This window comes from Jhaorihella thermophila, assembly GCF_900108275.1.
In the GTDB taxonomy this organism is placed as follows: domain Bacteria; phylum Pseudomonadota; class Alphaproteobacteria; order Rhodobacterales; family Rhodobacteraceae; genus Jhaorihella; species Jhaorihella thermophila.
Genome location: NZ_FNVD01000019.1, coordinates 13,182 through 34,767, shown reverse-complemented (window position 1 = coordinate 34,767; position 21,586 = coordinate 13,182). Strand labels below are relative to the sequence as shown.

Here is a 21,586-nt window from a genome sequence, read left to right as displayed (position 1 = left end):
GCCCTCATCGCGCCCGGCGGATCAGCATCAACCCGCAGCCCCAGGCCTTGGCCCGGCCAAAGCCGCTGGCCAGCGCGGGCAGAAAGGCTGTGGGGTCGGTGACTTCGATCTCGCCGGTCAGGTCCAGCACGCCGTGGGTCAGGCCCCGGCGCCCGCCCCGGCCCAGGTTCAGCACGCGGTAATCCTGCACCGCGACGCTGTGCGGGGTGAATCCCTTGGCCGCGCCCTGCCGCGCCATCCAGCCCTCGGCCGCCTGTTGCGCCAGCCGCATCCGTTCGGCCGCGCGGTCGGGGCCGGGCACGTCGCGCAGCAGGTCCATCACCACGTCGACGCGGCGGCTCTGGCCCCGGCGGGCGGATTTCTCCATCCGGCTGACCGCCGCCCGGTCGCGGGTGGCGTTGGCGCGCAGCGAAAACAGCAACCGGTCGCCGGGGGCGAGCTGCGGTGCGAATTCCTTGGTTTCCGGCGGGCAGAACAGGTCATTGGCCAGCGGCGGCCGGGCCGAGAGGATAAAGAACCGCCCGCGCCCATCGGCCCGCCACAGGAAATCGCGGGGCCGGTCGCGCGCGTCGCCGAACAGGGTCCAGATCAGGCGGTGATGGGCGTCGGCGCGGGCGTTGTCATCCGCCGGGTCCAGCAGGCCCGACAGGGCGCGGGTGGGCGCGTATCGGTTCAGCGTCAGGCGCGAGAAATACAGGCTCATGCCTCGGCCTCCGGTCGGTGGACATGCACGATGCGCGGCCCGAAATGCCAGCCCGCGCGATCGAGCGGTTCATCCCAGACGGTTTCCTGCATCGCGCCCTCGATGGCCACGTCCGAGGCGATGGCCAGCGGGCGCCGCCCCGCCAGCCAGGGCGGTAGCACGACCTGATCCAGCGCCGCCACCACATCCGCCGCCTGCACGATGCGCGGGGCCATGGGCGCGGCCAGAGGGCAGGATTTGCGGCCCAGATAGGGGGTGAACACGGGCCGTTCCAGCGCGGCGCGGGCGGCGTCCAGGTCGTCTCCGCCCCACAGGGCCACGCCAAAGGCGCAGTCACAGCGGTAGTCGCGCCTTGTGATCACGGGGTTGTCCTTTGGTTTCAGTGCCTTCAGGGCCTGCCGTCGGGTATCGGGGCGCTTGATGTTGGCGCTGGGAACGGTCTGCACGGTGTGGAAATCCTGCACCGGCACGCCCTCGGACAGCACCGAGACCGCCACCTGCCACCGCCGCAAGGCCCCCTGCCCCGCCGCATCGTCGCGTCGCACGCCCTGCGCCGCGCCCAGCAGGCCCAGGATCGCCGACCGGCCCGGCCAGCTGCCCGAGCCGCGCCGTTCATGCCCGGCCAGCCCGCCGAAACTGCCCATGGGCGCGGTCAGCGCAAAGACCAGATACTCAGTCATCCAGCACCGCACCCCGCACGAAGGCCTTGATCTCGGCCAAGCTGCCGATGCCCTGTTCCACATCCATCAACGCGCAGGCCTCGGCGCAGGGGCCATAAGCCTGATCCATCCGCTCGGCCATCTGTTGCAGCGCCGCGACCGATCCGGCCATCAGCGCGCCCTCGACCGGCTGAAAGAACGCCCCGGCCAGGCTGCGCGGCTGCTGCGCCCCGCGTTCGGCGCGGATGAACCCGGCGCGAGTCTGATGGGCGAAACTGTTGCGCTTGCCCGAGGGCGTGGACACCGCCAGCGCCTCGGCCAGCGCCTCGGCGGCGCGGGCGGCCAGATCGCGGTCGCCCTCGAGGTTTTCAAACAGCAGATCCCGGTCGATGCAGGCATAGAGGTAATAGACCCCTGAGCCGAACCCCGCATCGCCCACAAACCCGGCCCCGGCATCCTCGGCCGCGGTCTTGAGGTCATCGACAGCGGTGTAGAAATCATCCTCGACCAGCGCGCGGTGGGTGGTGATGGCGTGGCTGACCTGCACGGCGGCCTCGCGATTGAAATCCGGGTCATCGGCCAGCATCCGCCCGAACATGGCGATGTCGGCGGCGCCGTCGGCGGTGCGCAGAATCATCTTCTTCAGCTCGGCATTGGCGGGCAGAGGCTCGCCGGCGATGGCCTTCTGCGCCAGTTCGGTCGCCAGCGCCTGTTCCTGCGGCGACACGAAGGCCAGCTGTCGGGTGCGCACATGGCCCTTCTTTTCGGCCTCGGCATCCAGCTTGCCGAACACGTCGGCGATCTGCTTGGCGGCTTCGCGGGCGGCGTCGCCCTCGGCCCCGGCCTCCTTCAGCGCCTGTTCGATCACCTCGCCGATGCGCTGGGTGCGCGCGCCCATGTGGCCCTGCAACGCCTGCTGCATCACGTCCGAGATCCGCGCCGCGCGCTTGATCGACTGGCTGGAGATCCGCAGCCGCGGCTGACCCCCGAACACGGCCGATTTCGGGCGGCCCTGATCGTCGCGGTTGGGGTTCGACGGCGGATAGACGGTCAGGTAATGCAATTGGATGAAACGGCTCATGCCTCACTCTCCTCGGACATCTGTTCTGTTTCGGGCGCCGCCTGCGACGCCCCGTAATAATCGAAACACCAGCGGGCGCGGGTGGCGTCGGTCCACCAGCGCAGATCCTGCGCCAGACGGGCCACGTTGGCCCCCTGCCCCACCACCGCCAGCGCCCGGCGCAGTTGGGTGGCCAGTTCGGCCAACTCCTCTGGCTTGGTCAGATCGCGGGTGCGGATCAGCCGGTCGAAGCGGATCTCGCTGAGGGGTTTCGGATCGCCCTGCCCCATCCGCTGCGCCAGCCGCGGCCCCGTGTGTTCCTTGACCTGCGCCAGCACCATCGCGATCAGCGCCAGCCGGTCGGGCGCGGCGCGCATGTCATGGCCCGCCGCGGCCAGTTTCCGGTTCAGGTCATGCACCGCCCGGATCGCCAGCGCGTCCACCGCGCCCCCGGCCCGTTTCAGCCGCGCCAGATCGGCCCGCGACCGGCCGATCGACGGGTCGGTCAACCCGCGCCACCAGCCTAGGCAGATGGTGCCGAAATCGCCGCTTGTCTCCGTGCTCATGAGCGTGCCTCCGCTTTGGCCTTGCGTTTGGTTTTGGGCAGGGGAAGCTGCAGCGCGGCAAAGATCTTCTTGCCCACGCCCCCGTAGCCACTGAAAGTTGACAGCAGGCTCTTGCGCGCCGCCACCGCCGCCTGCCGCCGGGTCTCGGACAGATCGGCCAGCCCGGGCATCACCTCGGCGTCGAAGATCCGCAGCGCCGCGCCGCGCAGATCGCTCAGCCAGTCGCCCGGCACCCGGTCGCCCTGCCCGTTCACCACGTCGCGCAGACGCGCCTCGAACGGGGCCTGGGTGGCGGCAAAGAACACCTCGCGCGCGCGCGCCCCTGCGCCGGTGGTCAGGTCGTCCTCTCCCCTGCCCTGCCGCACCGCGCTGGCCAGCGCATAGCCCGCCTGCTCGGCCGCATCGACCAGCCGCCCGGCCAGATCCTCGCCCTCCGGGTCCAGCGGAAAGACCGGCGCTTCGGACCAGATGAAATCCAGCGGGCTCATGTTTGACATGGCCCAGCCGCCCACCAGCAGCCGGCAGGGCGCGCTGTCGGTGCGCCTCAGATAGGTCTCCAGGCACTGCGCCCGGTCCGCCCCGTCATTCAGCAGCACGATGCCGCGCCAGTTGCGATAGCCGAAGGCGCCGGGCTTGGGGTGTTTACACCGCTTTTTGTTTTTGTCGTGATAGTAAGGACTGAGTGGATGCACCCAGCCTTCGTAATTGGTGCCCCAGGGCGTCTGGATCACGCCGGTGATCTGCCCGCCCTCCTCCACCAGCCGCAGGCGGCGCGGCTGGCCAAAGAACACCTCGGGCGGCAACAGGTCGCCGTCGGGTGGAACCGTCACCTGCCCCTTCTTTTCCGAGGTCTCGGTGGGCCGCATCCAAGGCAACCAGTCCAACTCGTCCGCGCCCAGCGGCACCCCGTCGGGCACATTGGCCCAGATCAGCGGCCATAGCCCCGCCGCCTCGGGACGCACCAGCGTCACCATCGGCCCGCCGCCCCGCATCGAGGTCCGGTTGCCCGCCCCGCCCGAGGGCGCGAAGGCCTGCAACGTGTACAGCGCCATCGCCGCCAGCGCCGGGTCCAGCCGAGGATAGCGGGCGCGTTTGACCATCAGGTCGGCGTTCTTTTTCGCGGTGCTGTCGCCCGCGCTGTCGATGAACAGCATGTCGGGCGGGTTCAGGCTGCCGTCGATCGGGTCGAAATCCTGAAGGAAACGCGGCCCCTCGCCCAGCAGGTTGAAGGCCGGGGCCAGCGGCGCGAGCGCCTCGCGCAGCGCCTGTTGGTCAGGTTTGCGGGCGGCCCAGTCGTCGGCATCCTGCGGCGGGCAGGCCAGATAGACCAGCCCGATCAGCAGCTCGAGACAGGCCAGATTCAGGTCGGCGCGCGGCCAGTTAGGGAACAGAACATCCGGCTCGGCGATCTGGTCGGGGCGGATCACGTCGCGGCCACCGGTCCGGCGCACCGGGATCCAGGCATCGGTAACAAGATTCAACAAATATGCACCTTAAGTTGATCCGTACTCCTGCAATCGCGCCAAGGATGTATCAGCTTGGCAGTGTTTTCAACCCCAGACCGCCCCCAGTTCCGGGTCATAACGAAGCCCCTCACAGATCTGCCCGTCCGGCCGCAGCGGCGCAATGAGGGTGTATTTCGCGCGGGCTTCGGACCAGCCCCGCTTGACGCACGCGATGGCCGGGTCGCTCTGGTCGGGCGGCGTCAGCTTGTCGAACCGCGGTTTCGAGACCTGCAGTTCCGACATGGCCCAGCCGTCCGGCCCGTCACCGGCATAGGGTTCAAGCCCCCCTGCCCCGGCCCGCGCCAGCGCCAGCGTCACCTGCGGCACGCCCAGCCGGGTCGGGAACTGTTCGTCATCCCAGACCTTGCGCATGGCGTTCTGGGCGAAATCCTCGGCGGCCGAGATCAGGCAGGTCTCGGCCAGGTTTCCCTCTACCAGCGTCTTGCCGATATGCTCGAACTCGGCGTTTTCCAGTGCCTCGGGCAAAGGCAGCGGGTCGGCGCCCTCGACCGCCTCGATCAGGGCGCGCAGCCCGTCCGGGGCGCGCAGTTCGCCGGCATCGAACAGGGCCCGCGCGCTGCGCCACGTCACCGTGGCCGGATAGACATAGGCCCCCGCCCCCAGCACCTGATGCAGCCAGCGGGCGTTGTCCACCCGGTCGGGATCGGGCGACAGCACATGCAGGACCGGTTCGGGCACCGGTCGGGTCGGGGCGGGCCGCGCATCCATGTGCCGCCACAGCCGCCCTGCCCTCTGGATCAGCGCGCCGATCGGCGCCAGGTCGCTGACCATCACGTCGAAATCCAGATCGAGGCTCTGTTCGGCCACCTGTGTCGCCACCAGAACCCGCCCTGCCCGGCCCTGGCCCGATTTGCCGAACACCGCCTGCAAGGCGCGTTCCTTGTCCAGCCGGTCGCAGATGGCAAAACGGGCGTGCAGAAGGTCAGCACGGACCCCGACAGCGCGCAGGGCCGCAACCGCCTCGATCGCGTCATCCACCGCGTTTCGGACCCAGATGCAGGCGGCCCCCTGCGCGCTGGCCTCGGCGATCAACTGCACCGCCTGCGCGGGGTCCGGCAGGCGGGTCACGCCAACCCGGCGCACGGTGGGTTCAGCCGGGTTGACAGCTGTCAACTCGGCGGTGGTAGTGGCGATGGTCAGGGCCGGATAGGGCGCGGCGGGCGGGTCGGCGGCAGGCACGGCCGGACGGCGTTGGCCTCGGCTGGGGCGCGGCGGGGCCAGACCGGCCTGGAATGCGGTGACGAAACCCTGTTTCATCCGCCCCGGCAGGGTTGCCGTCATCACCACCGCCGATCCGCCCAAGCGGGCCTGAAAGGTCAGCAGGCGCTTCAACTGGGCCTCCATGTAGGGGTCATAGCTGTGCGCTTCGTCCACGATCAGCACCTTGCGCGCCAAGGCCCGCAGACGCAACCCATTGAACCGCGTGGGCAGCACGGCAAACAGCGCCTGGTCGATGGTACCGATGCCGATATCGCTCAGCAGGATACGGCGGCGGTCATCGGCCAGCCAGCGGGTGCAATGCGGCCCGGTTTCCGGGTTGGCTCCGTCGCCGCCGATCAGGCCCCGGAACCCTTCGGACAGCGCGGCGCGGCCATGGGCCAGACCCAGCGTCGGCGCGCCGTCGAACAGGGCGGGCGCGGCGGCCTGGACCCGCGACAGCATCGCGTTGGCGGTGGCCATGGTGGGCAGGGCGAGAAACAGGCCATCCGCCTTGCCGGCCTGCATCATCCGCGCGGCCAGGATCAGCGCGGCCTCGGTCTTGCCGGCGCCGGTGGCATCCTCGATCACCGCCAGAACCGGACCGTCAGGCAGGGCGCTGTCGCGGGCGGCCTGCTGCATCGGGCGCGGGGAAACGTCAGGCGGAAGGATACGCGAGTCTCCCGCAACGGTCACCGAGGCCGCGTATAGCCCCGTTGCCGCCACTGCACGCTCGGCCTGCGCGCAGGCCCGCGCCCAATATGCGGGCAAGGGCATGTCGGGCGCGGCGGGCGGGAACCAATCGGGGTTCGAGCCGATCCAGTCGCTTTGCACCACCAGCCCATTCAGCAGCCAGGACAGGGGTTTGGCGCTGGTCGCGTCGATGCCATCCAGCGACGCGCCGGGAAACAGCGCGGCAACGGCCCGGATCGCCTGTTCGGCATCGGCCAGAGCCTCTGGGCCAATTTCGTGCAATTGCTGCTGACGTTCGCTGGCCGTGGGTGTCTGGCGCGGTCCGCCGTGATGGCCTGCGATCGCCTCATAGAGGATCCGGCGCACGCTGTCCGACCCGCCGAGCAGATCCGCCAGCACCGCATCGTGGTGCCTCAGCAGCAGGGCGCTGTGTTCCCAATGGCGCCAGATCTGGCCGCGGCCCTCGCGCAGCATCGCCCGGAAGGAATTGCTGATCTTGCCCAGATCATGCAGCGCCACCAACAGCGCCAGCGCGGCATCGGTGGCACCGCCGCGGATCGGGCGGGCGGTCAGCAGATGCCGGGCCACGGCGCCGACATCCAGCATGTGGCACAGGGCAGGGTGCTCGGACGGGTGCGATTTTCCGGGCCAGTCGCGGGCCAGTCGGGAAAGGGTCAGGTCAGTCAATGCGGGCCTCTAAAATTTTGCGCCCAGATTGGCCAATTCCCACGCCGCCCGCAACCTGGTTGACAGCTGTCAACTCAGGCCGCCGCGCGGTTGGCACCGTTCAGCAAGGCCATCACCATCGGGCCGGGCGAGAACGCCCCCAGCGCCGACTTCGCCGCCAGCGCCCGCAGATAGCCGCCGGGGCTGTTGATCTCGGTGAAGCGTTGCAGGATGCAGGCCACGGTGATCGCCGCCGTTTCGGGGCCCATCAATTCCCTGGCTTCCTCCCAAGCCGAGGGGCTGATCCCCATCATGCCGCGCACGAAACCGGCCGCCGTGACCAGATCGCGCCAATCGCGCAGCTCGCCATCGCAATAGGGCAGGATGTCGGGGCAGGCCTTGACCACCAGCGCCAGAGGAATACGGGGCCGCTCGCGATCCTGTTCAGGGGGATCGCTCACCCCGCCGCCCGGAATCGGCGTCAGTGCCGCTCATTTCTTCTGTTTCCAAAGCCAATCCGCGGTGAATCTTGCGCAAGATATCCTCAAGCTGCGGCTCCAGCGCCTGAACCTCGTCCAGGCTCAGCTTGCGACGCATTTGCTTGTGAACCGCCATCAGATCGGCCAGCAACGCGTCCCAGTCGCCGGGCAGGGCGTTTTCCTGCCCGTAGAGCGCCAGCTTCAGCGCGTCGCGCTTCATCAACGAGATCTTCTCGCGCGCCATCGCCAGGCGGGCCTGATCGGCGCGGGCCTGCTGCGCAGCCTCTTGGATGTCGGCCGCCTGCAGCAGCAGTGGGCGCAGGTCAAAGCCAAAGGCGCGGGCGATCTCGCCATCCACGCCCCGGCGCGCATAGCGTTTGCCGTTGGGGCTGTCGTGGCGCAGGATCAGCCCGGCCCGCACCAGCGCGGCCAGATGCCGGCGCAGGGTGCTTTCGGCCATGCCATGCGCCCGTTCGGACAGCGCCGCGTTCGAGGGGAAGACGATCAGATTGTCATTGTCCGACAGCGCCGCGTTCGGATGGAACGAGACCAGCGCGTTCAGCACCGCCAGATCCCGGTCCGTCACCCCGAAGGCCTGCCGCGCCGCGCACAGGTCCCGCAGCAGCTCTCACTTGTCGATATGCGCGATTTCGGGGGCCGCGTTCATGGCCGCCACCTGTTCGATCAGGCCAGCCGTCACCGGCCGCCGCCCGAAGGGCGTGGTTGTGATGTGTTCCATATCCTGTCACGAGACAAAACTTTTCACCCCGCCGCACGCGACGCCGGTTGACAGCCGTCAACCTCGGGCCTTAGATTGGGGGTGCTAAATCACCAATTGAGGCCTCTCGGAACTTCGGTTTTGGGGGGGTCTTTTTTTCCGTCCTGTCTGTTTCGTGCCTCCTTGTTGCTGCTCCACGATTTTTCCGCCGGGGCGGATCACTCATCCCGTTCGGTCGTCCAACGGTGATGAAGCTCGGACATGTTCTCGATCAACCACTGGTCAAAGCCTTGGGCCGTTTTGGCATCGAGCGTCAGCACCGCCTTGCTGCCGCTGCGCCGGACCTGACCGAGCGCCCTTCCGTCGGCCCCCAGCAGCGGCTGGTCCTGACGCGGGGCAGGGGGCTTGCGCGGGGTCAGCGCCACCAGGACCGCCTCGAACCGGTCATCCGAGGTGTCACCCTGCGCGGCGGCGATGGCGGCCTGCTCTTGCCCGGCGGTCAACAGATCGGCCAGCTTCAGCCACCGGTCCCGCCCGACCGAGGGCGCGGCCCCGATCGCCTGGATCAGTGCCGCGGGAATCCGGTCTGCCACGGAAAGCATGCGTGAAATCAATGTCTTGTCCACATGCAGCGCGTCGCAGATCACCTTGCGGTCATAGCCCATCTCTTGCATCTGGCGGGCGAAGTTGACCTTTTCGATAAAACTCAGATCGCGGCGGGCGGTGTTTTCCTGCCCCTGCGCCAGAACCACCGCGCGGTCGTCCAGCACCCGGATCAGCGCCTTGACCGGCTGGCCCAGCTGGCGCAGCGCGGCCACCCGGCGGCGGCCATAGACCACCTGAAAGCGCTCCGCGTCATTGGGGTTGGGCCGCAGCAGCACCGGCACCTGCTGGCCGTATTCGCGGATCGACTCGATCAGCTCGTCCAGCCCGGCGTTTTCTTCCAGCCGGTCGCGCAGCCCGCCCGCGTCGATCATGCGCGGGTCGATCTCCTGCACCGCGCGCGACTTCAGGTCGGAAATCGACTGGCTGACCGCCCCGATCGCGCCCGAGCCATAGCGCGGCTTGGCCACATCGACCCGCGCGGCGTCGGATTGCGGGGCAGGGGGGCTGTCCATCAGCCCCTGCAACAGGTTCTTACGTGCCATGGTTTCGTCCCCATGCGGCCTGGACCAGCGCCTCGATCTCGCCGTTCACGGCGTTCAGGCTTTCGATCGCGCGCTCATAGGTGGCGCGGGTGAACTGGCCCTTTTCCACTTCGTACAGCGTCTGTTTGGTGATCCCGGCGTCGGAAATCGCGGTGGATTTCAGCACCGGGTGGTTCAGCACATGATCCCCGAACATCGAGCGCATGAAGCTGACCATCTGGTTCTGCGGCCCGTCGCCGGGTTCATAGCGGGTGACCAGATAGCGCATCCAGTCATAGGACATGTTGCCGCCCGCCTCGCTGACCACGCCCAGCAGGTTCGAGGTCATCAGCAGGAACTGGCACATGGACATCACGTCCAGCATCTGCGGATGCACGGTGACCAGCACCGCGGTGGCCGCCGACAGGGCGGACATGGTCAGAAATCCCAGCTGCGGCGGGCAATCGACGACAACCACGTCATACTCCTGTTCGACCGAGGACAGCGCGTCGCCGATCCTTGTGAAAAACAGGTTGCCATCCCGTTGCGCCAGCGCACGGGGCGTTTCATGTTCGAACTCCATCAGGTCCAGGTTGCCCGGGATGATGTCGAGATTGGTGAAATAGGTCTGCTGGATCACCTCGCGCAGCGGCACCGGATCGTCATAGCGGATCGCGTCATAGAGCGTGCCGCCGTCCAGCAGGTCGAACTCGGGCTGGAACCCGTGCAGGGCCGACAGGCTGGCCTGCGGGTCCAGGTCGATGGCCAGCACCTTGTAGCCGTCCAGCGCCATCTTCTGCGCCAGATGCGCGGCGGTGGTGGTCTTGCCCGAGCCGCCCTTGAAATTGATCACCGTGATCACCTGCAGATGGTCGCCGTCGCGGCGGCCGGGCAGATAGGTTCCGGGGGTCTTCGCCCCGGCTTCGAGCAGTTCCCGCAGGGCCTGGATGTCCTCGGGCGAGTAGTAGCGGCGGCCGCCGGCGCGGATCTCGGGCGAGGGGCCGCGGCCATCCAGATGCAGCTTGCGCAGATAGGCGTCCTTGACGCCCAGCAGATCGGCGGCCTCGCCCGAGGTGAACTTGCGCAGCGACCGCTTGGCATCGGGCGGGAACAGCTGCGCGCGATGCGCCTGCAACCGTTCCGACAGCCGCCGGGCATGGTCGCCCACCAGCAGGTCGATCCGTTCCTGGGTGTGGCCAGTCTGCCGCGCATCCGTTACGGTTGCGTCTGTGGTCGCTTGCTCCATTCTGCCCTCATCCGGCGCCGTTGTTACGGTTGGTGCCGTTTTATTCACTTGTTTCCGTAAGTAATGAGGCACAAGCGCCGATTCTTGCAAGTGTATTCTTCAACATCCTGTGGGGCAGGGGGGTCGGGGCACAAGGCGGCGGGCCGGACGGGCTTGACTCGGGGGCGCGGTATGACCAAGTATTCCCTGCAAGGAGATTCCGTATGACCGTCAAGACCACGCTCAGTTTCACCGACCGCCACCACGCATTTCTGAAATCGAAGGTGGGCGAGGGGGTCTATGCCTCGACCTCGGCCGCGGTGGCCGCCGCGATCGAGCGGATGATCGAGGACGAGCAGGCCCGCGAAACCGCACTGAACGCGATGGCCGAGGAAATCCGCCGCCGCGTCGCCGCGCCGCGGGACTCCTTCGTCGATCACGACACCACCTTCGGCGCGGCCCTGCAGGCGCTGGAGCGTCCCGAGTGAGCTATCGCCTGCGGTACCACCCCGCCGTGGCCCAGGACCTGATCACCATCGCCGAGCTGATCGCCGACTATGCCGGGCCGAGCGTGGCGCGCGACAAGCTGGCCCGGATCGCCGACACCGCCCAGAGCCTGGCCGAACAGCCGCATCGCGGATCGCTGCGCGACCACATCCTGCCGGGCCTGCGCGCCATCCTGGCCGCGCGCCGGGCGGTGATCGCCTTCACCATCGACGAAGACCGGCGCGAGGTGCATGTGCTGTCGATCACCTATGGCGGCGCCGACTGGATGGGGCGCATCGGCCGACGCGGGTGAGTGGGCAGGGGGCCTTGTGCCAAAACCGACGCGTGAAGCGTTCCGAGGGGCAGGCTTGTAAAGGCGGCCCGAGCATTACGGCTAGCATATTGTTTTTCCTAGATATTTTGGGAGACCGCCTAAACCAGCTTTTCGTCGTTACAAAATTATTGTTTGTTTTCAACGATGTAACAGATGTAACGCGTAACGCAAAAATGTATGTCTTCATGGGTGTGCATGCGTGCGCGCGCAGGCGCATGTACATATATATATATTCTATTCTATTTCTTGTTACATGTTACATATATACTTAAGTCATTGAAGCTAAGCCAATATTCGCGTAACAGAATATGTAACAGGCCGTTACAAAACGGATGATCTGTTACAAAATCCCGGGAATTCCATCGAAAAAGCGCCCAAATCTCAAATGTCTTGATGTCCGCGGCACTTTTGGCTTCGACCGTTGGACTTTCTGGGGAAATCCGAACTTGCCCAAGCACATCGGGACCGAAGTCTGTTTTTGCAGATCCCGTCGATTTGTTCTGCCGTCACTCCTGCACCACCGGGTAGAAGGGCGCGCCCCAGTCCTGGTCGGGGGCGTCCATCATCAAGTCGATGAACACCGGCACCAGGAACGCCAGAATGGCCGTGCCGTCGCGCATCTGGTCGCGGTTCACGCCGCTGTTCCAGGTGGCACCTCCGTGGATCAGCTGGTTGCGCAGCACATACAGCCGGTCGAACAGCATCGACAGGATGGTCAGCGTGTCCCTGGCCTTGAGCGCCTCGGCAAAGCGGCGTTTTGAGGTGGCGAAACGGTCCTGCCAGTCGTCAAAGCCCTCGATCCCGTTGAAATGGTGCCAGAACGGGCCAAAGACGAACCGGTTCTGCAGGAACATGCGGATCGGGCCGGGAAAGCCGGTCCAGACGGCATCGTAGATGCGGTGGGTGTGGTCCAGCGCCACGACCTTCTGCAGGTAGCTGCGGAACCGGTCCTTTTCGCCCGCCGGATCCTGCTCGGCCGCATAGGCGGCGTTGAAGGCGATCCAGTAGAACAGGAAGGCGGCGTCGGGGTCCTCGGTTTCGCGCTCGGCCCGGCCCAGCCAGCTGATGGCGCGGTGAATGCGCAGGCCGAAGTCAGACGGGAAGCCGTCGCGGATCGCGCGTTGACGGGTTTTCAATCGGTCGAAATCAGACATGCGGGAATATCCTAAATGCGTTTCAACTCAGACTGGCAATTCCCGCGGACGGGTGCAATATTCGCCGCAGACCGGACAGGCAGAAACCGGGGCGGGGCATGTCGTTCGAAAAGGCAAAGGATCTGTTGCGGTTGGCGGACATGGCCGCCGCACGTCATCGCGGGGTCAGCCTGCGTGAGATCGAAGAGGCGTTCGGCGTCACCCGGCGCACCGCGCAGCGGATGACCCAGGCCCTGCACGAGGCGTTTCCCCATTCGGTCAACGTGATCGAAGACCCCGACCGCACCCGCCGCTGGGCGCTCAAGCCCAACCGCCTGTCGGCGCTGGCGCTGAACGGCGCGGATGAGCTCGAGGCGCTGGAGGTGGCGCTGGCGCGGCTGGATGATCCGGCGGACTTGCGGCAGCGCCGGGCGCTGGCCGGGCTGCGCGAACGGCTGCTGGCGGCGATCCCTTCGGCCAGCGCGCGCCGCGCCGAAGCCGATGCCGAGGCGCTGCTGGAAGCCTATGGCATGGCGGCCCGCCCCGGCCCCGTGGCCCGGATCGAAGCCGGGATCGTGGATGCGATTTCAAAAGCGCTGCGAGGGCCGTACCGCCTGCGGGTCCGATACACCGGCACGCAGCGTCTGCTGGAACCCTATGGCATCCTGCTGGGCGCGCGGCGGTACCTGGTGGCGCGCCAGCCCGACAAGGACGACCGGCTGCGGCATTTCCGGCTGGACCGGATCGAAGAGGCCACCGCGACCGACGACTGGTTCGCCCGCGACGAAGGATTCAGCCTGGCCGATCACGCCGCCCGCGCCTTCGGATCGTACCATGACGACAGCCAATATGGCGAAGTGATCTGGCGCTTTGCCCCCGAGGCGGCCGCGCGCGCGGCCTCGTGGCAGTTCCACCCCGGTCAGACCACGCGGATGCTGGAGGACGGGCGGCTCGAGGTGCGGTTTCACGCGGGCGGCTGGCTCGAGATGGCCTGGCACCTGTATCAATGGGGCGATTCGGTCGAGGTGGTGGCCCCCGAGGCGCTGGCGCGGCTGGTCCACCCGGCCCGGCGCGGCGATTTCGACGCACTTCCCTGATCATGTTTCATCTTTGTTCCCGGTTTCCAACATTTTTTCGGGGCAGGGGCCGCCCCCTGCGACAGGTTTTGACACCCCCGGCTGCCACATCCGAATGCGACGGCGGCCCCGCCTGCCGCCCAGACGTGATTTTGACGAGGAAGATTTGATGGCTTTTCGTTTCATCCACAGCTCGGACCTGCATCTTGGCAAAGGGTTCGGCACCATGCCCGAGGATCTGCGCGGCCGCCTGATCGAGGCGCGGTTCGAGGTGATCGCCCGCCTGGCCCAGGCCGCGCGGGACCACGGCGCCGGCCATGTGCTGATCGCCGGCGACCTGTTCGACACCACCGGCCCGTCGGCGCAGGTCCGCCGCCAGGCTGCCACCGCCATGAGCGCGGCCGGTGACATCCTCTGGTGGATCATCCCGGGCAACCACGACTCGTTGCAGGGCGAGGAATTGTGGGCGGCTTTCGAGGGGGAATGCGGCCCCAACGTGCGCCTGCTGCGCCACCCCCGGCCGGTCGAGATGTCGCAGGGCGTGGTCCTGCTGCCCGCGCCGCTGCCGCGCCAGTTTCCGGGCACGGATCTGACCGCGTGGATGGCCGGGGCCGAAACGCCCGAGGGGGCGCTGCGGATCGGGCTGGCGCATGGCGGCGTGGTGTCCTTCGGCGAGGATTTCGACGGCTCGGCCCTGATCCCGCCGGACCGCGCCCGCACCGCGCGGCTGGACTATCTGGCCCTGGGCGACTGGCACGGGCAGCTGACCATCGGCGAGCGCACCTGCTACAGCGGCACGCCCGAGCATGACAGGTTCAAACGTGGCGGGCGGGGGCTGTGCCTGGCGGTGACGATCGACGGCCCCGGCGCGATGCCGCAGATCACCCCGGTTCAGACCGGCCGCTTCGACTGGCGCGCGCCCGAATTGATGCTGAGCCCCGGCACGGATCTGGGCGCCGAGCTGGACCGGCTGCTGCCGACCGACCGGGCGGCGCGGCGTGACGTGCTGGTGCAGCTGCGCGCCGCCGGCTATCTGCGCATGACGGAACGTGCCGCGCTCGAGGACGCCGTGCGCCGGGCCGCCCCGGATTTCGCCCTGTTCGACCTGCGCGATGATGAACTCGCCACCGAATACGAGGCCGACGATCTGGACCTGATCGCCGCGGGCGGCGCCTTGCGGACGGCCGCCGAGGCGTTGCGGGCCGAGGCGCAGGATTCCGAGCTTTCCGCCGAAGACCGGCGCGTGGCGCAGGCGGCGCTGAACCGCCTGTGGTCACTGGTGCGGGAGGGCTGAACGATGCAGATCACTTCGGTCACCCTGAAAAACGTACGCCGGTTCGTGGACCCGGTCCGCATCGACGGGTTCGGCCCCGGCCTGAACGTGCTGGTGGCGCCGAACGAGCATGGCAAATCCACCTTTTTCGAGGCGCTGCATGCGGCGTTCTTCGTCAGCCACCGGTCGTTCGACAAGACGGTCAAGGCGCTGGTGCCCCGCGTGGGCGGCGACCCCGAGGTCGTCGTGGAATTCCAGGCCGACGGCGCTCAGTGGAAGTTGATGAAATGCTGGAGCAGCCGCCCCGGAAGCAAGGATGCGAAACTGTGGCGCGACGGGACGTTGGTGGCCCAGAAATCCGAGGCCGACGCGATGCTGTCGGGGCTGCTGAAACCGCCCTCGGATGGCGGCCCGGCGGGGCTGCTGTGGGTGCGGCAGGGGGTCGTCGGGCTGGACAGCGGCGGCGAGGAACAGCAGGCGCGGCGCGACATCATGACCTCGGTCGCGGGCGAGGTCGAGGCGATGACAGGCGGGCGGCGGATGGAGGCCGCGCTGGCCAGCTGCGCCGCGTTCCTGGCTCAGCACCTGACGGGCACCGGCCGCCCCAAGGCCAATGGCGGATTGCAGCAGGCGCTGGCCGAGGTCGAGGCCCTGACCGGACGCCGCGACCAGCTGCGCAACGACATGCGGGCCCTGCAGCAGGATCTGGAGCGCCGACGCCAGCTGCGCCGCGAACTGGCCGAGCTGGACGCGCCCGAAGCCCATCAGGAACGCGCCCAAGCGCTTGAGAAGACCCGGGAAACCCTCGAGGCCGCGCAAGCGCATGACCGCAAGGTGAAGGACGGAGAAAGCGAGATCGCCCGGCTGTCGGCGCAGCTGGAGTCCTGCAAGACCCAGATCGAGGCGCTGAACGGCGTGCTCGCCGAGGCCGGATCCGCCCAGGACGCGGTGGAAACGGCCAAGGCCGCCGTTGCTGAACGCACCGGCCAGAATGACGCGGCGCAAGCGCGGCTCGAAACGGCGAAAACTGCCCATGACACCGCCCGCAAGGCGGTCGAACAGGCGGCGTCCGACTTGCGCCGGGCCATGCGGGCGAAAGAGGCCGCGGCCGCGGCCACCCGGCGCGCCGAGCTTGCGGACCGCATCGAGAAAGCCGGGGAACTGGGCGCGCGCATCGCGGACCTGCGCAAGCAGGCGGGCGGCGAAATTGTTCCGGAAACGCTGGACAGGCTGGAAGAGCTGGCCCGTGACCTGAGCATCGCGAGGAAGAGCCTTGAGACTGCGGCGGCGGCCTTCAGCATCACCTATTCCGCCGGCGGCGAAGGCCGGATCACCCGCGCGGGCCAGCCCGTCGAGGGCGGCAAGAGGCATCCGGTTCTGACCGGGACGGTGCTGGATCTTGACGGGATCGGGCGGCTTGAGATCAGTGCGGCGCAGGCGGATGACGGCGCGGTGGCCGAGGCCGAAGCCGCGCTGAAGACCGCGCTGGCCGAGGCCGGAATGGACACCGTCGCCGCGGCGCGGGACTCTCTGGCCCGGCGGCGCGGGATCGAAGCCGAACTGCGCCAGGCCGAGGCCGATCTGAAGGCGCTGGCCCCGCACGGACTGGATGCCCTGCGCACCGAGCATGACGCGCTGCCCGAACCGGTTGAGACCGAAGGAGACGTGCCGGACGTGGCCCTGGCCGAAGCCGCCGAAATGGCGGCACAGGAGACGCTGGCAGAAGCCTCCGAAGCGCTTGAGGCCGCGCGGGCTGCGGCGGATGCGACCAGGGACAGCCTGACCCGTGCCGAGGTCGACATGGCCAATGCCGAAAACCGGGCCCGGCGGGCGCAGGCGGCCCTGGCCAGCCACCCGGACCCGGCCAAGACGCTGGCCGATCTGCGGGTTTCGCAGCAGGAGGCAACCGGTGCGCTGCAACAGGCGCAACGGGCGCAACAGGCACGTCTGGCCAATGCCCCCGATCTGGGCGCCGCCCAGGCCGCGATGACGCGGGCCGAGTCGGTCCTGACCTCGGCCAAGGACCGCATCTCGTGGTTGCGTGAAGAGCTCGCGGGGCTGAATTCGCGCATCGCGGTGGTGGCCTCGGCCGCCGTCGAAGAGGAGCTGGCCCTGACCGAGGACCAGCTGCAACAGGCCGAAGACCGGCTGGCGCGGATCCGGTTCGACATCGCCGTGCATCAACGGCTGGAACGCGCGTTGCAGGCCGCCCGCGACACCGCGCGGGAAAACTATGTCGCCGCCGTCCACCGCGAGCTGCTGCCGCTTTTGCGAATGATCTGGCCCGACGCCGAACCGGTGATCGACGCCGATACCGGCCTGATCACCCGCATCACGCGCCGCGGCGAGGAAGAAGAGTTCGAAGTGCTGTCGGGCGGCACGCAGGAGCAGATCTCGCTGCTGGTGCGGCTGGCCTTTGCCCGCATCCTGGCCAGGGACGGCCGCCCGGCGCCGGTCATTCTGGACGATGCCATCGTCTATACCGACGATGACCGGATCGAGCAGATGTTCAATGCCCTGACCCGGCAGTCGCAGGACCTGCAGGTCATCGTGTTCTCGTGCCGGCAGCGGGCCTTCCGCGCCCTGGGCGGCACGGCCCTGGCCATCACGCAGGCAGGGGATGCGGCATGAAGCTGGACAACGGGAACATCCGCCTGTCCGCCTCGGACCTGATGCGCTTCATGGCCTGCGCCCATGCCGCGACGCTGGATTTGCAGCGGTTGCAGGGCAGGGGCCCCGACCCCGTCGAGGACAGCGCGGATGCCGAACTGTTGCAACGCCACGGCGACGCGCATGAGGCCGACCATTTGCAGCACCTGGCGGAACAGGGGCGCAGCATCGCGCGGATCGAGACCGAGGGCGTGCCCTTCGACCGGGCGGTGGCCGACACGCTGACCGCCTTGCGCACCGGCCCCGAGGTGATCTTTCAGGGCGCGCTCGAAGGCGGCATGTGGGGCGGTTACAGCGATTTCCTGGAACGGGTGGACCGGCCCTCGGATCTGGGCGATTTTTCCTACGAGGTGGTGGACACCAAGCTGAAACGCAAACCCGCGCCGGGCCATGTGCTGCAGCTGGTACTGTATTCCGACCTGCTGGCGCAGGTTCAGGGCCTTGCGCCCGACCGCGCCCATGTGCAGCTGGGCAACGGGCAGCGTTTCAGCTTTCGCCTGTCGGAATACGCCGCCTATGCCCGCGCCGCGCGGCAGCGGCTGGAACGGTTCGTGGCCGACCCGCAGCCGACGCGCCCGGTGCCCTGCAAGACCTGCGGCCTGTGCCGCTGGCGCGAACATTGCCAGCAGGTCTGGGAAAACGAGGACAGCCTGTTCCAGGTCGCCAACATCACCCGCCCGCAGGTTCAGCGGCTCGAGGCCGCCGGGATCACCACCATGGCCGCGCTGGCCGAGCGGACCGAGCGCGTGCCGCGCATCGCGGCGCCGACGCTGGACAAGCTGGTGACGCAGGCGCGGTTGCAGCAGGCCCGCAAATCCGGCCCGCCCAGGGCCGAGCTGCGCCCCCCTGTCGCGGGCAAGGGGTTCGACCTGCTGCCGCGGCCGCAGGCGGGGGATCTGTTCTATGACATCGAGGGCGACCCGTTCTATCGCGAAGGCGGGGCCGAGGGGCTGGAATACCTGCACGGGGTCTGGGACGGCGCCGAATTCACCGCCTTCTGGGCGCATGACCACGCCGCCGAGAAGGACGCACTGATCCGGCTGTTCGCCTTCTTCTCGGATCGGCTGGCCGCGCATCCGCAGGCGCGGATCTATCACTATGCGCCTTACGAGATCACCGCGCTGAAACGGCTGTGCACGCAATACGGTTTCGGCGAGGCGCAGCTGGACCGCTGGCTGCGCGAGGGGCGGTTCGTGGACCTTTACGCGGTGGTGCGCGGCGGGATCATCGCGTCGGAAAAGAGCTATTCGATCAAGGACATGGAAGCCTTCTATGACATCGCCCGCACCGGCGAGGTCAAGACCGCCGGCGGCTCGGTCGTGGCCTACGAGGCCTGGCGCGAGACCGGCGACCAGGGAATTCTGGACGAGATCGAGGAGTACAACCGGATCGACTGCATCTCGACCGAGAAGCTGCGCGACTGGCTGCTGGGGCTGCGACCCGACCGGGCGACGTGGCACGAGCTGGGCGCGCCGACCAGCGAAAAGACCGACGAAGCCGACGCCGAGGCCGACCAGCTGCGCGACCGGCTGGCCGCGGCCGATCTGCCCGAGGACCGGCGCAAGCTGCTCTATGATCTGGGGCAGTTCCACAAGCGCGAGGCCAAGCCCGCCGCCTGGGCGGTGTTCGATGCCGCGGGCAAGGATTTCGACGATCTGGCCGATGATCTGGACTGTCTGGCGGGGCTGCGTGCGACCGGGCCGGCGCAACCGGTGAAATCCTCGGTCGAGCGCAGCTATCGCTATCCGTTTCAGGAGACCAAGTTGCGCCGCGATGCCACGGCGTGCGTTGACCGGGGCGACGGGTCGATGGCTTCGGTGACGATTACGGCAATGGATCGCGCGGCGCGCACGGTCACTCTGAAGGTGGGCAACAAGAATGCTGATGTGTTGCGCGACCGGTTGGACCTGCTGCCGAATTTCGCCATCAACCCGCATCCGATCCCCTCGGCCATCGCGGCGGTGATCGCCGATCAGTGCGGTCCGCGCCGCAACCGCGCCGCCGAAGACCTGCTGGCCCGCGCCGCGCCGCGCTTTGTCGGGCCCTCGCCGCTGCGGGCCACGGGCGACCCGGTCGAGCGTCTGATCGCCGCCGTCGGCGCGATGGACGACACCGTGCTGCCGGTGCAGGGGCCGCCCGGAACCGGCAAGACCCATGTCACCGCCCGCGCCATCCTGTCACTTGTGCGCAGGGGCAAGCGGGTGGGCGTGGCCTCGAACAGCCACGAGGCGATCCGTAACGTGCTGATGGGCTGCATCAAGGCGCTGGAGGATGACGACATCGACCTGACGGTCGAGGATCTGACCATCGCCCACAAGGACAAGGCCGGGGCCGTGCCTCTGCCCAAAGGGTTCGAGGCAATCCGCCAGACCCGGTCGTCGGACGACCCGCTGCACACCAGCGCCCATGTGGTCGGCGGCACCGCCTGGCTGTTCGCGCGCGACGATCTGGCCGATGCCTTCGACTATCTGTTCGTGGACGAGGCCGGGCAGGTGTCGCTGGCCAATGCGTTGGCGATGACGCGGGCGGCGCGCAACCTGGTGCTGGTGGGTGATCCGCGCCAGCTGCCGCAGGTAATCCAGGGCGCGCATCCGCATCCGGCCGAGCTATCCTGTCTGGACTGGATCATCGGCGACGCCCCGGTGCTGCCGCCCGACCGCGGCCTGTATCTGGACACCACAAGGAGGATGCACCCGGACGTGACCGCCTATGTCTCGGACCAGTTCTATGCCGGCACGCTGACCGCCCATTCCGACACGGCGCGGCAGGCGGTGATGGTGGACGGGCTGCCCCGTGCGGGCGCCTTCCTGGTGCCCGTCCCGCATGAGGGCCGCGCACAGGACTGCCCCGAAGAGGTCGCCGCCATCCGCGCCATGATCGATCGCCTGCTGGGCGGCAGCTGGACCGACAAGACCGGCGCGACCCGCCCGATCACCCGGTCCGACATCATCGTCGTCGCCCCCTACAACGCGCAGGTCAACGCTCTGACCGAGGCGCTGGAGGGCGTGCGCGTGGGCACGGTGGACCGGTTCCAGGGGCAGGAGGCCCCGATCGCGCTGATCTCGATGACGGCCAGTTCGGCGGCGGAAACATCGCGCGGGCTGGATTTCCTGCTCTCGCGCGAGCGGTTGAACGTCGCCATCAGCCGCGCCAAGGCGCTGAGCCTTGTCTTTGCGTCGCCGCAACTGCCCGCCACCCCCTGCGACACGGTCGAGAAGATGCGCCTGGTCAACGCGCTGGCGGCACTGAAACCGCTTGGAGGGGACGGCGAGTGGCACAGACGTTGTTGTGATCCGACAAGGAGCCTGGCGGATGCTGGAAAAACTGTTTGACGACACCCTGACCCGGCGCATTCCGGCCGGCACATTCGCAGCCTGCGCGCCGCTGGCCGCGCGGCTGGATCAGCTGTTCCCCGACGAGTGGAGCGCCGCGTTCTGGGGCCTGACCGCGCCCAAGCGTCACGCCGTCGCGGCGGTTCTGTCGGGTCTGAAGATCACGCAGGACGATGGGCCGGTCCTGCGGCGCAACCTTCTGATGTCCGATGAACGCTTCCTTATGACCTGCCGGTTCGGGCAGGCCGCCGAGACGGTGCTCTGGTTCCTGGACAAACTGCCGCCCCGCGCGCTGCCGGCCGCGGCTTATGACACGCTTCCGGGCTTGTTGACGGCCGAGATCCGCAGCGGCCGCCTGACCCCCGATGACGCGCGCTGGACCGAGGGGCCCTGGGCGGATGGGCACCGCTATCTGGCGGCCCTGCTGACCCGCCTGACCGACCCGGCACCGCGCAAGGCCGAGCTGCGACGAGATGTCGGCACTCAGGGGCCGAACACCGATTGACGAATGGCGTGCGACGCGCTGAATTGGCAGAAAATTGATTGAGTAGGACGACGATGTTTCATGCAGTGATTGCAAAGAAGGCGCTGACAATACGACAATCAACGGTGAAAAATTACACCCGTGCAAGGACCTATTTTTTTCGACTTTGCTCCGAACGT

Annotated in this window: 18 protein-coding genes; 7 read left to right on the top strand and 11 right to left on the bottom strand. The window is 68.0% G+C overall.

Annotated elements, in window-relative coordinates; all coding sequences use genetic code 11:
• Nucleotides 1–4 precede the first annotated feature (4 nt).
• The 10 genes from cas6e to repA form a co-directional block, all read right to left on the bottom strand.
• Nucleotides 5–703 (bottom strand): type I-E CRISPR-associated protein Cas6/Cse3/CasE, encoded by a 699-nt coding sequence (cas6e, locus tag C4S70_RS15705; protein WP_104009058.1) that lies wholly within the window; start codon nucleotides 701–703, stop codon nucleotides 5–7.
• Nucleotides 700–1,383 (bottom strand): type I-E CRISPR-associated protein Cas5/CasD, encoded by a 684-nt coding sequence (gene cas5e / locus C4S70_RS15700; RefSeq protein ID WP_104009057.1) that lies wholly within the window; start codon nucleotides 1,381–1,383, stop codon nucleotides 700–702. The genes cas6e and cas5e overlap by 4 nt, the downstream gene beginning before the upstream one ends.
• The gene (gene cas7e, locus C4S70_RS15695) at nucleotides 1,376–2,443 is read right to left on the bottom strand and encodes a type I-E CRISPR-associated protein Cas7/Cse4/CasC (protein ID WP_104009056.1); all 1,068 of its coding nucleotides are present in this window, start codon (nucleotides 2,441–2,443) and stop codon (nucleotides 1,376–1,378) included. Before cas7e ends, cas5e begins: the two co-directional genes overlap by 8 nt.
• The gene (gene casB / locus C4S70_RS15690; protein WP_104009055.1) at nucleotides 2,440–2,988 is read right to left on the bottom strand and encodes a type I-E CRISPR-associated protein Cse2/CasB; all 549 of its coding nucleotides are present in this window, start codon (nucleotides 2,986–2,988) and stop codon (nucleotides 2,440–2,442) included. The genes cas7e and casB overlap by 4 nt, the downstream gene beginning before the upstream one ends.
• On the bottom strand, nucleotides 2,985–4,469 hold the full coding sequence (casA, locus tag C4S70_RS15685; protein ID WP_160114894.1) for a type I-E CRISPR-associated protein Cse1/CasA: 1,485 nt from the start codon (nucleotides 4,467–4,469) through the stop codon (nucleotides 2,985–2,987). The genes casB and casA overlap by 4 nt, the downstream gene beginning before the upstream one ends.
• A 69-nt stretch (nucleotides 4,470–4,538) precedes the next feature.
• Nucleotides 4,539–7,091 (bottom strand): CRISPR-associated helicase Cas3', encoded by a 2,553-nt coding sequence (gene cas3, locus C4S70_RS15680; RefSeq protein ID WP_200822778.1) that lies wholly within the window; start codon nucleotides 7,089–7,091, stop codon nucleotides 4,539–4,541.
• Nucleotides 7,092–7,165: 74 nt separating this feature from the next.
• Nucleotides 7,166–7,531: a replication initiation protein RepC gene (repC, locus tag C4S70_RS19200; protein WP_235003855.1), complete on the bottom strand. Its 366-nt coding sequence runs from the start codon at nucleotides 7,529–7,531 to the stop codon at nucleotides 7,166–7,168.
• Nucleotides 7,515–8,135, bottom strand: a complete 621-nt coding sequence (gene repC, locus C4S70_RS19195) for a plasmid replication protein RepC (protein WP_235003854.1) — start codon at nucleotides 8,133–8,135, stop codon at nucleotides 7,515–7,517. Before repC (C4S70_RS19195) ends, repC (C4S70_RS19200) begins: the two co-directional genes overlap by 17 nt.
• A gap of 350 nt (nucleotides 8,136–8,485) precedes the next feature.
• Nucleotides 8,486–9,415, bottom strand: a complete 930-nt coding sequence (gene repB, locus C4S70_RS15670) for a plasmid partitioning protein RepB (protein ID WP_104009052.1) — start codon at nucleotides 9,413–9,415, stop codon at nucleotides 8,486–8,488.
• On the bottom strand, nucleotides 9,405–10,640 hold the full coding sequence (repA, locus tag C4S70_RS15665) for a plasmid partitioning protein RepA (protein ID WP_104009051.1): 1,236 nt from the start codon (nucleotides 10,638–10,640) through the stop codon (nucleotides 9,405–9,407). The genes repB and repA overlap by 11 nt, the downstream gene beginning before the upstream one ends.
• Before the next feature lie 203 nt (nucleotides 10,641–10,843).
• Between repA and C4S70_RS15660 the strand changes: the two genes are divergently transcribed.
• Entirely contained in the window at nucleotides 10,844–11,107 is a 264-nt protein-coding gene (locus C4S70_RS15660; protein WP_104009050.1) for a type II toxin-antitoxin system ParD family antitoxin, read from the top strand.
• Nucleotides 11,104–11,418 carry a type II toxin-antitoxin system RelE/ParE family toxin gene (locus tag C4S70_RS15655; protein ID WP_104009049.1) on the top strand — a complete coding sequence of 105 codons (315 nt, stop codon included), beginning with the start codon at nucleotides 11,104–11,106 and terminating at the stop codon, nucleotides 11,416–11,418. The genes C4S70_RS15660 and C4S70_RS15655 overlap by 4 nt, the downstream gene beginning before the upstream one ends.
• 527 nt (nucleotides 11,419–11,945) lie before the next feature.
• On the opposite strand, the gene C4S70_RS15650 is transcribed toward C4S70_RS15655, so the two are convergent.
• Entirely contained in the window at nucleotides 11,946–12,593 is a 648-nt protein-coding gene (locus C4S70_RS15650) for a HEPN domain-containing protein (RefSeq protein WP_104009048.1), read from the bottom strand.
• 98 nt (nucleotides 12,594–12,691) lie between these two features.
• Here C4S70_RS15650 and C4S70_RS15645 point away from each other — a divergent pair, with 98 nt between their 5' ends.
• From C4S70_RS15645 to C4S70_RS15625, 5 genes are all read left to right on the top strand, one after another.
• Nucleotides 12,692–13,669 carry a helix-turn-helix transcriptional regulator gene (locus tag C4S70_RS15645; RefSeq protein WP_104009047.1) on the top strand — a complete coding sequence of 326 codons (978 nt, stop codon included), beginning with the start codon at nucleotides 12,692–12,694 and terminating at the stop codon, nucleotides 13,667–13,669.
• A gap of 148 nt (nucleotides 13,670–13,817) precedes the next feature.
• Nucleotides 13,818–14,942, top strand: a complete 1,125-nt coding sequence (locus C4S70_RS15640) for a metallophosphoesterase family protein (RefSeq protein WP_104009046.1) — start codon at nucleotides 13,818–13,820, stop codon at nucleotides 14,940–14,942.
• Between the two features lie 3 nt (nucleotides 14,943–14,945).
• On the top strand, nucleotides 14,946–17,552 hold the full coding sequence (locus C4S70_RS15635; protein WP_104009045.1) for an AAA family ATPase: 2,607 nt from the start codon (nucleotides 14,946–14,948) through the stop codon (nucleotides 17,550–17,552).
• Nucleotides 17,549–20,923, top strand: coding sequence for a TM0106 family RecB-like putative nuclease (locus tag C4S70_RS15630; protein ID WP_104009044.1), 3,375 nt, complete (start codon nucleotides 17,549–17,551; stop codon nucleotides 20,921–20,923). The genes C4S70_RS15635 and C4S70_RS15630 overlap by 4 nt, the downstream gene beginning before the upstream one ends.
• Nucleotides 20,904–21,428, top strand: a complete 525-nt coding sequence (locus C4S70_RS15625) for a hypothetical protein (RefSeq protein WP_104009043.1) — start codon at nucleotides 20,904–20,906, stop codon at nucleotides 21,426–21,428. The genes C4S70_RS15630 and C4S70_RS15625 overlap by 20 nt, the downstream gene beginning before the upstream one ends.
• Nucleotides 21,429–21,586 lie beyond the last annotated feature (158 nt).

What these genes read in the sequence shown, in the direction of transcription:
- repB (WP_104009052.1), bottom strand. Translation starts at nt 9,415, where the DNA reads ATGGCACGTAAGAACCTGTTGCAGGGGCTGATGGACAGCCCCCCTGCC.
- C4S70_RS15640 (WP_104009046.1), top strand. Translation starts at nt 13,818, where the DNA reads ATGGCTTTTCGTTTCATCCACAGCTCGGACCTGCATCTTGGCAAAGGG.
- cas6e (WP_104009058.1), bottom strand. Translation starts at nt 703, where the DNA reads ATGAGCCTGTATTTCTCGCGCCTGACGCTGAACCGATACGCGCCCACC.
- repA (WP_104009051.1), bottom strand. Translation starts at nt 10,640, where the DNA reads ATGGAGCAAGCGACCACAGACGCAACCGTAACGGATGCGCGGCAGACT.
- C4S70_RS15645 (WP_104009047.1), top strand. Translation starts at nt 12,692, where the DNA reads ATGTCGTTCGAAAAGGCAAAGGATCTGTTGCGGTTGGCGGACATGGCC.
- C4S70_RS15635 (WP_104009045.1), top strand. Translation starts at nt 14,946, where the DNA reads ATGCAGATCACTTCGGTCACCCTGAAAAACGTACGCCGGTTCGTGGAC.
- C4S70_RS15660 (WP_104009050.1), top strand. Translation starts at nt 10,844, where the DNA reads ATGACCGTCAAGACCACGCTCAGTTTCACCGACCGCCACCACGCATTT.
- cas5e (WP_104009057.1), bottom strand. Translation starts at nt 1,383, where the DNA reads ATGACTGAGTATCTGGTCTTTGCGCTGACCGCGCCCATGGGCAGTTTC.
- C4S70_RS15625 (WP_104009043.1), top strand. Translation starts at nt 20,904, where the DNA reads ATGCTGGAAAAACTGTTTGACGACACCCTGACCCGGCGCATTCCGGCC.
- casB (WP_104009055.1), bottom strand. Translation starts at nt 2,988, where the DNA reads ATGAGCACGGAGACAAGCGGCGATTTCGGCACCATCTGCCTAGGCTGG.
- C4S70_RS15650 (WP_104009048.1), bottom strand. Translation starts at nt 12,593, where the DNA reads ATGTCTGATTTCGACCGATTGAAAACCCGTCAACGCGCGATCCGCGAC.
- C4S70_RS15630 (WP_104009044.1), top strand. Translation starts at nt 17,549, where the DNA reads ATGAAGCTGGACAACGGGAACATCCGCCTGTCCGCCTCGGACCTGATG.
- cas7e (WP_104009056.1), bottom strand. Translation starts at nt 2,443, where the DNA reads ATGAGCCGTTTCATCCAATTGCATTACCTGACCGTCTATCCGCCGTCG.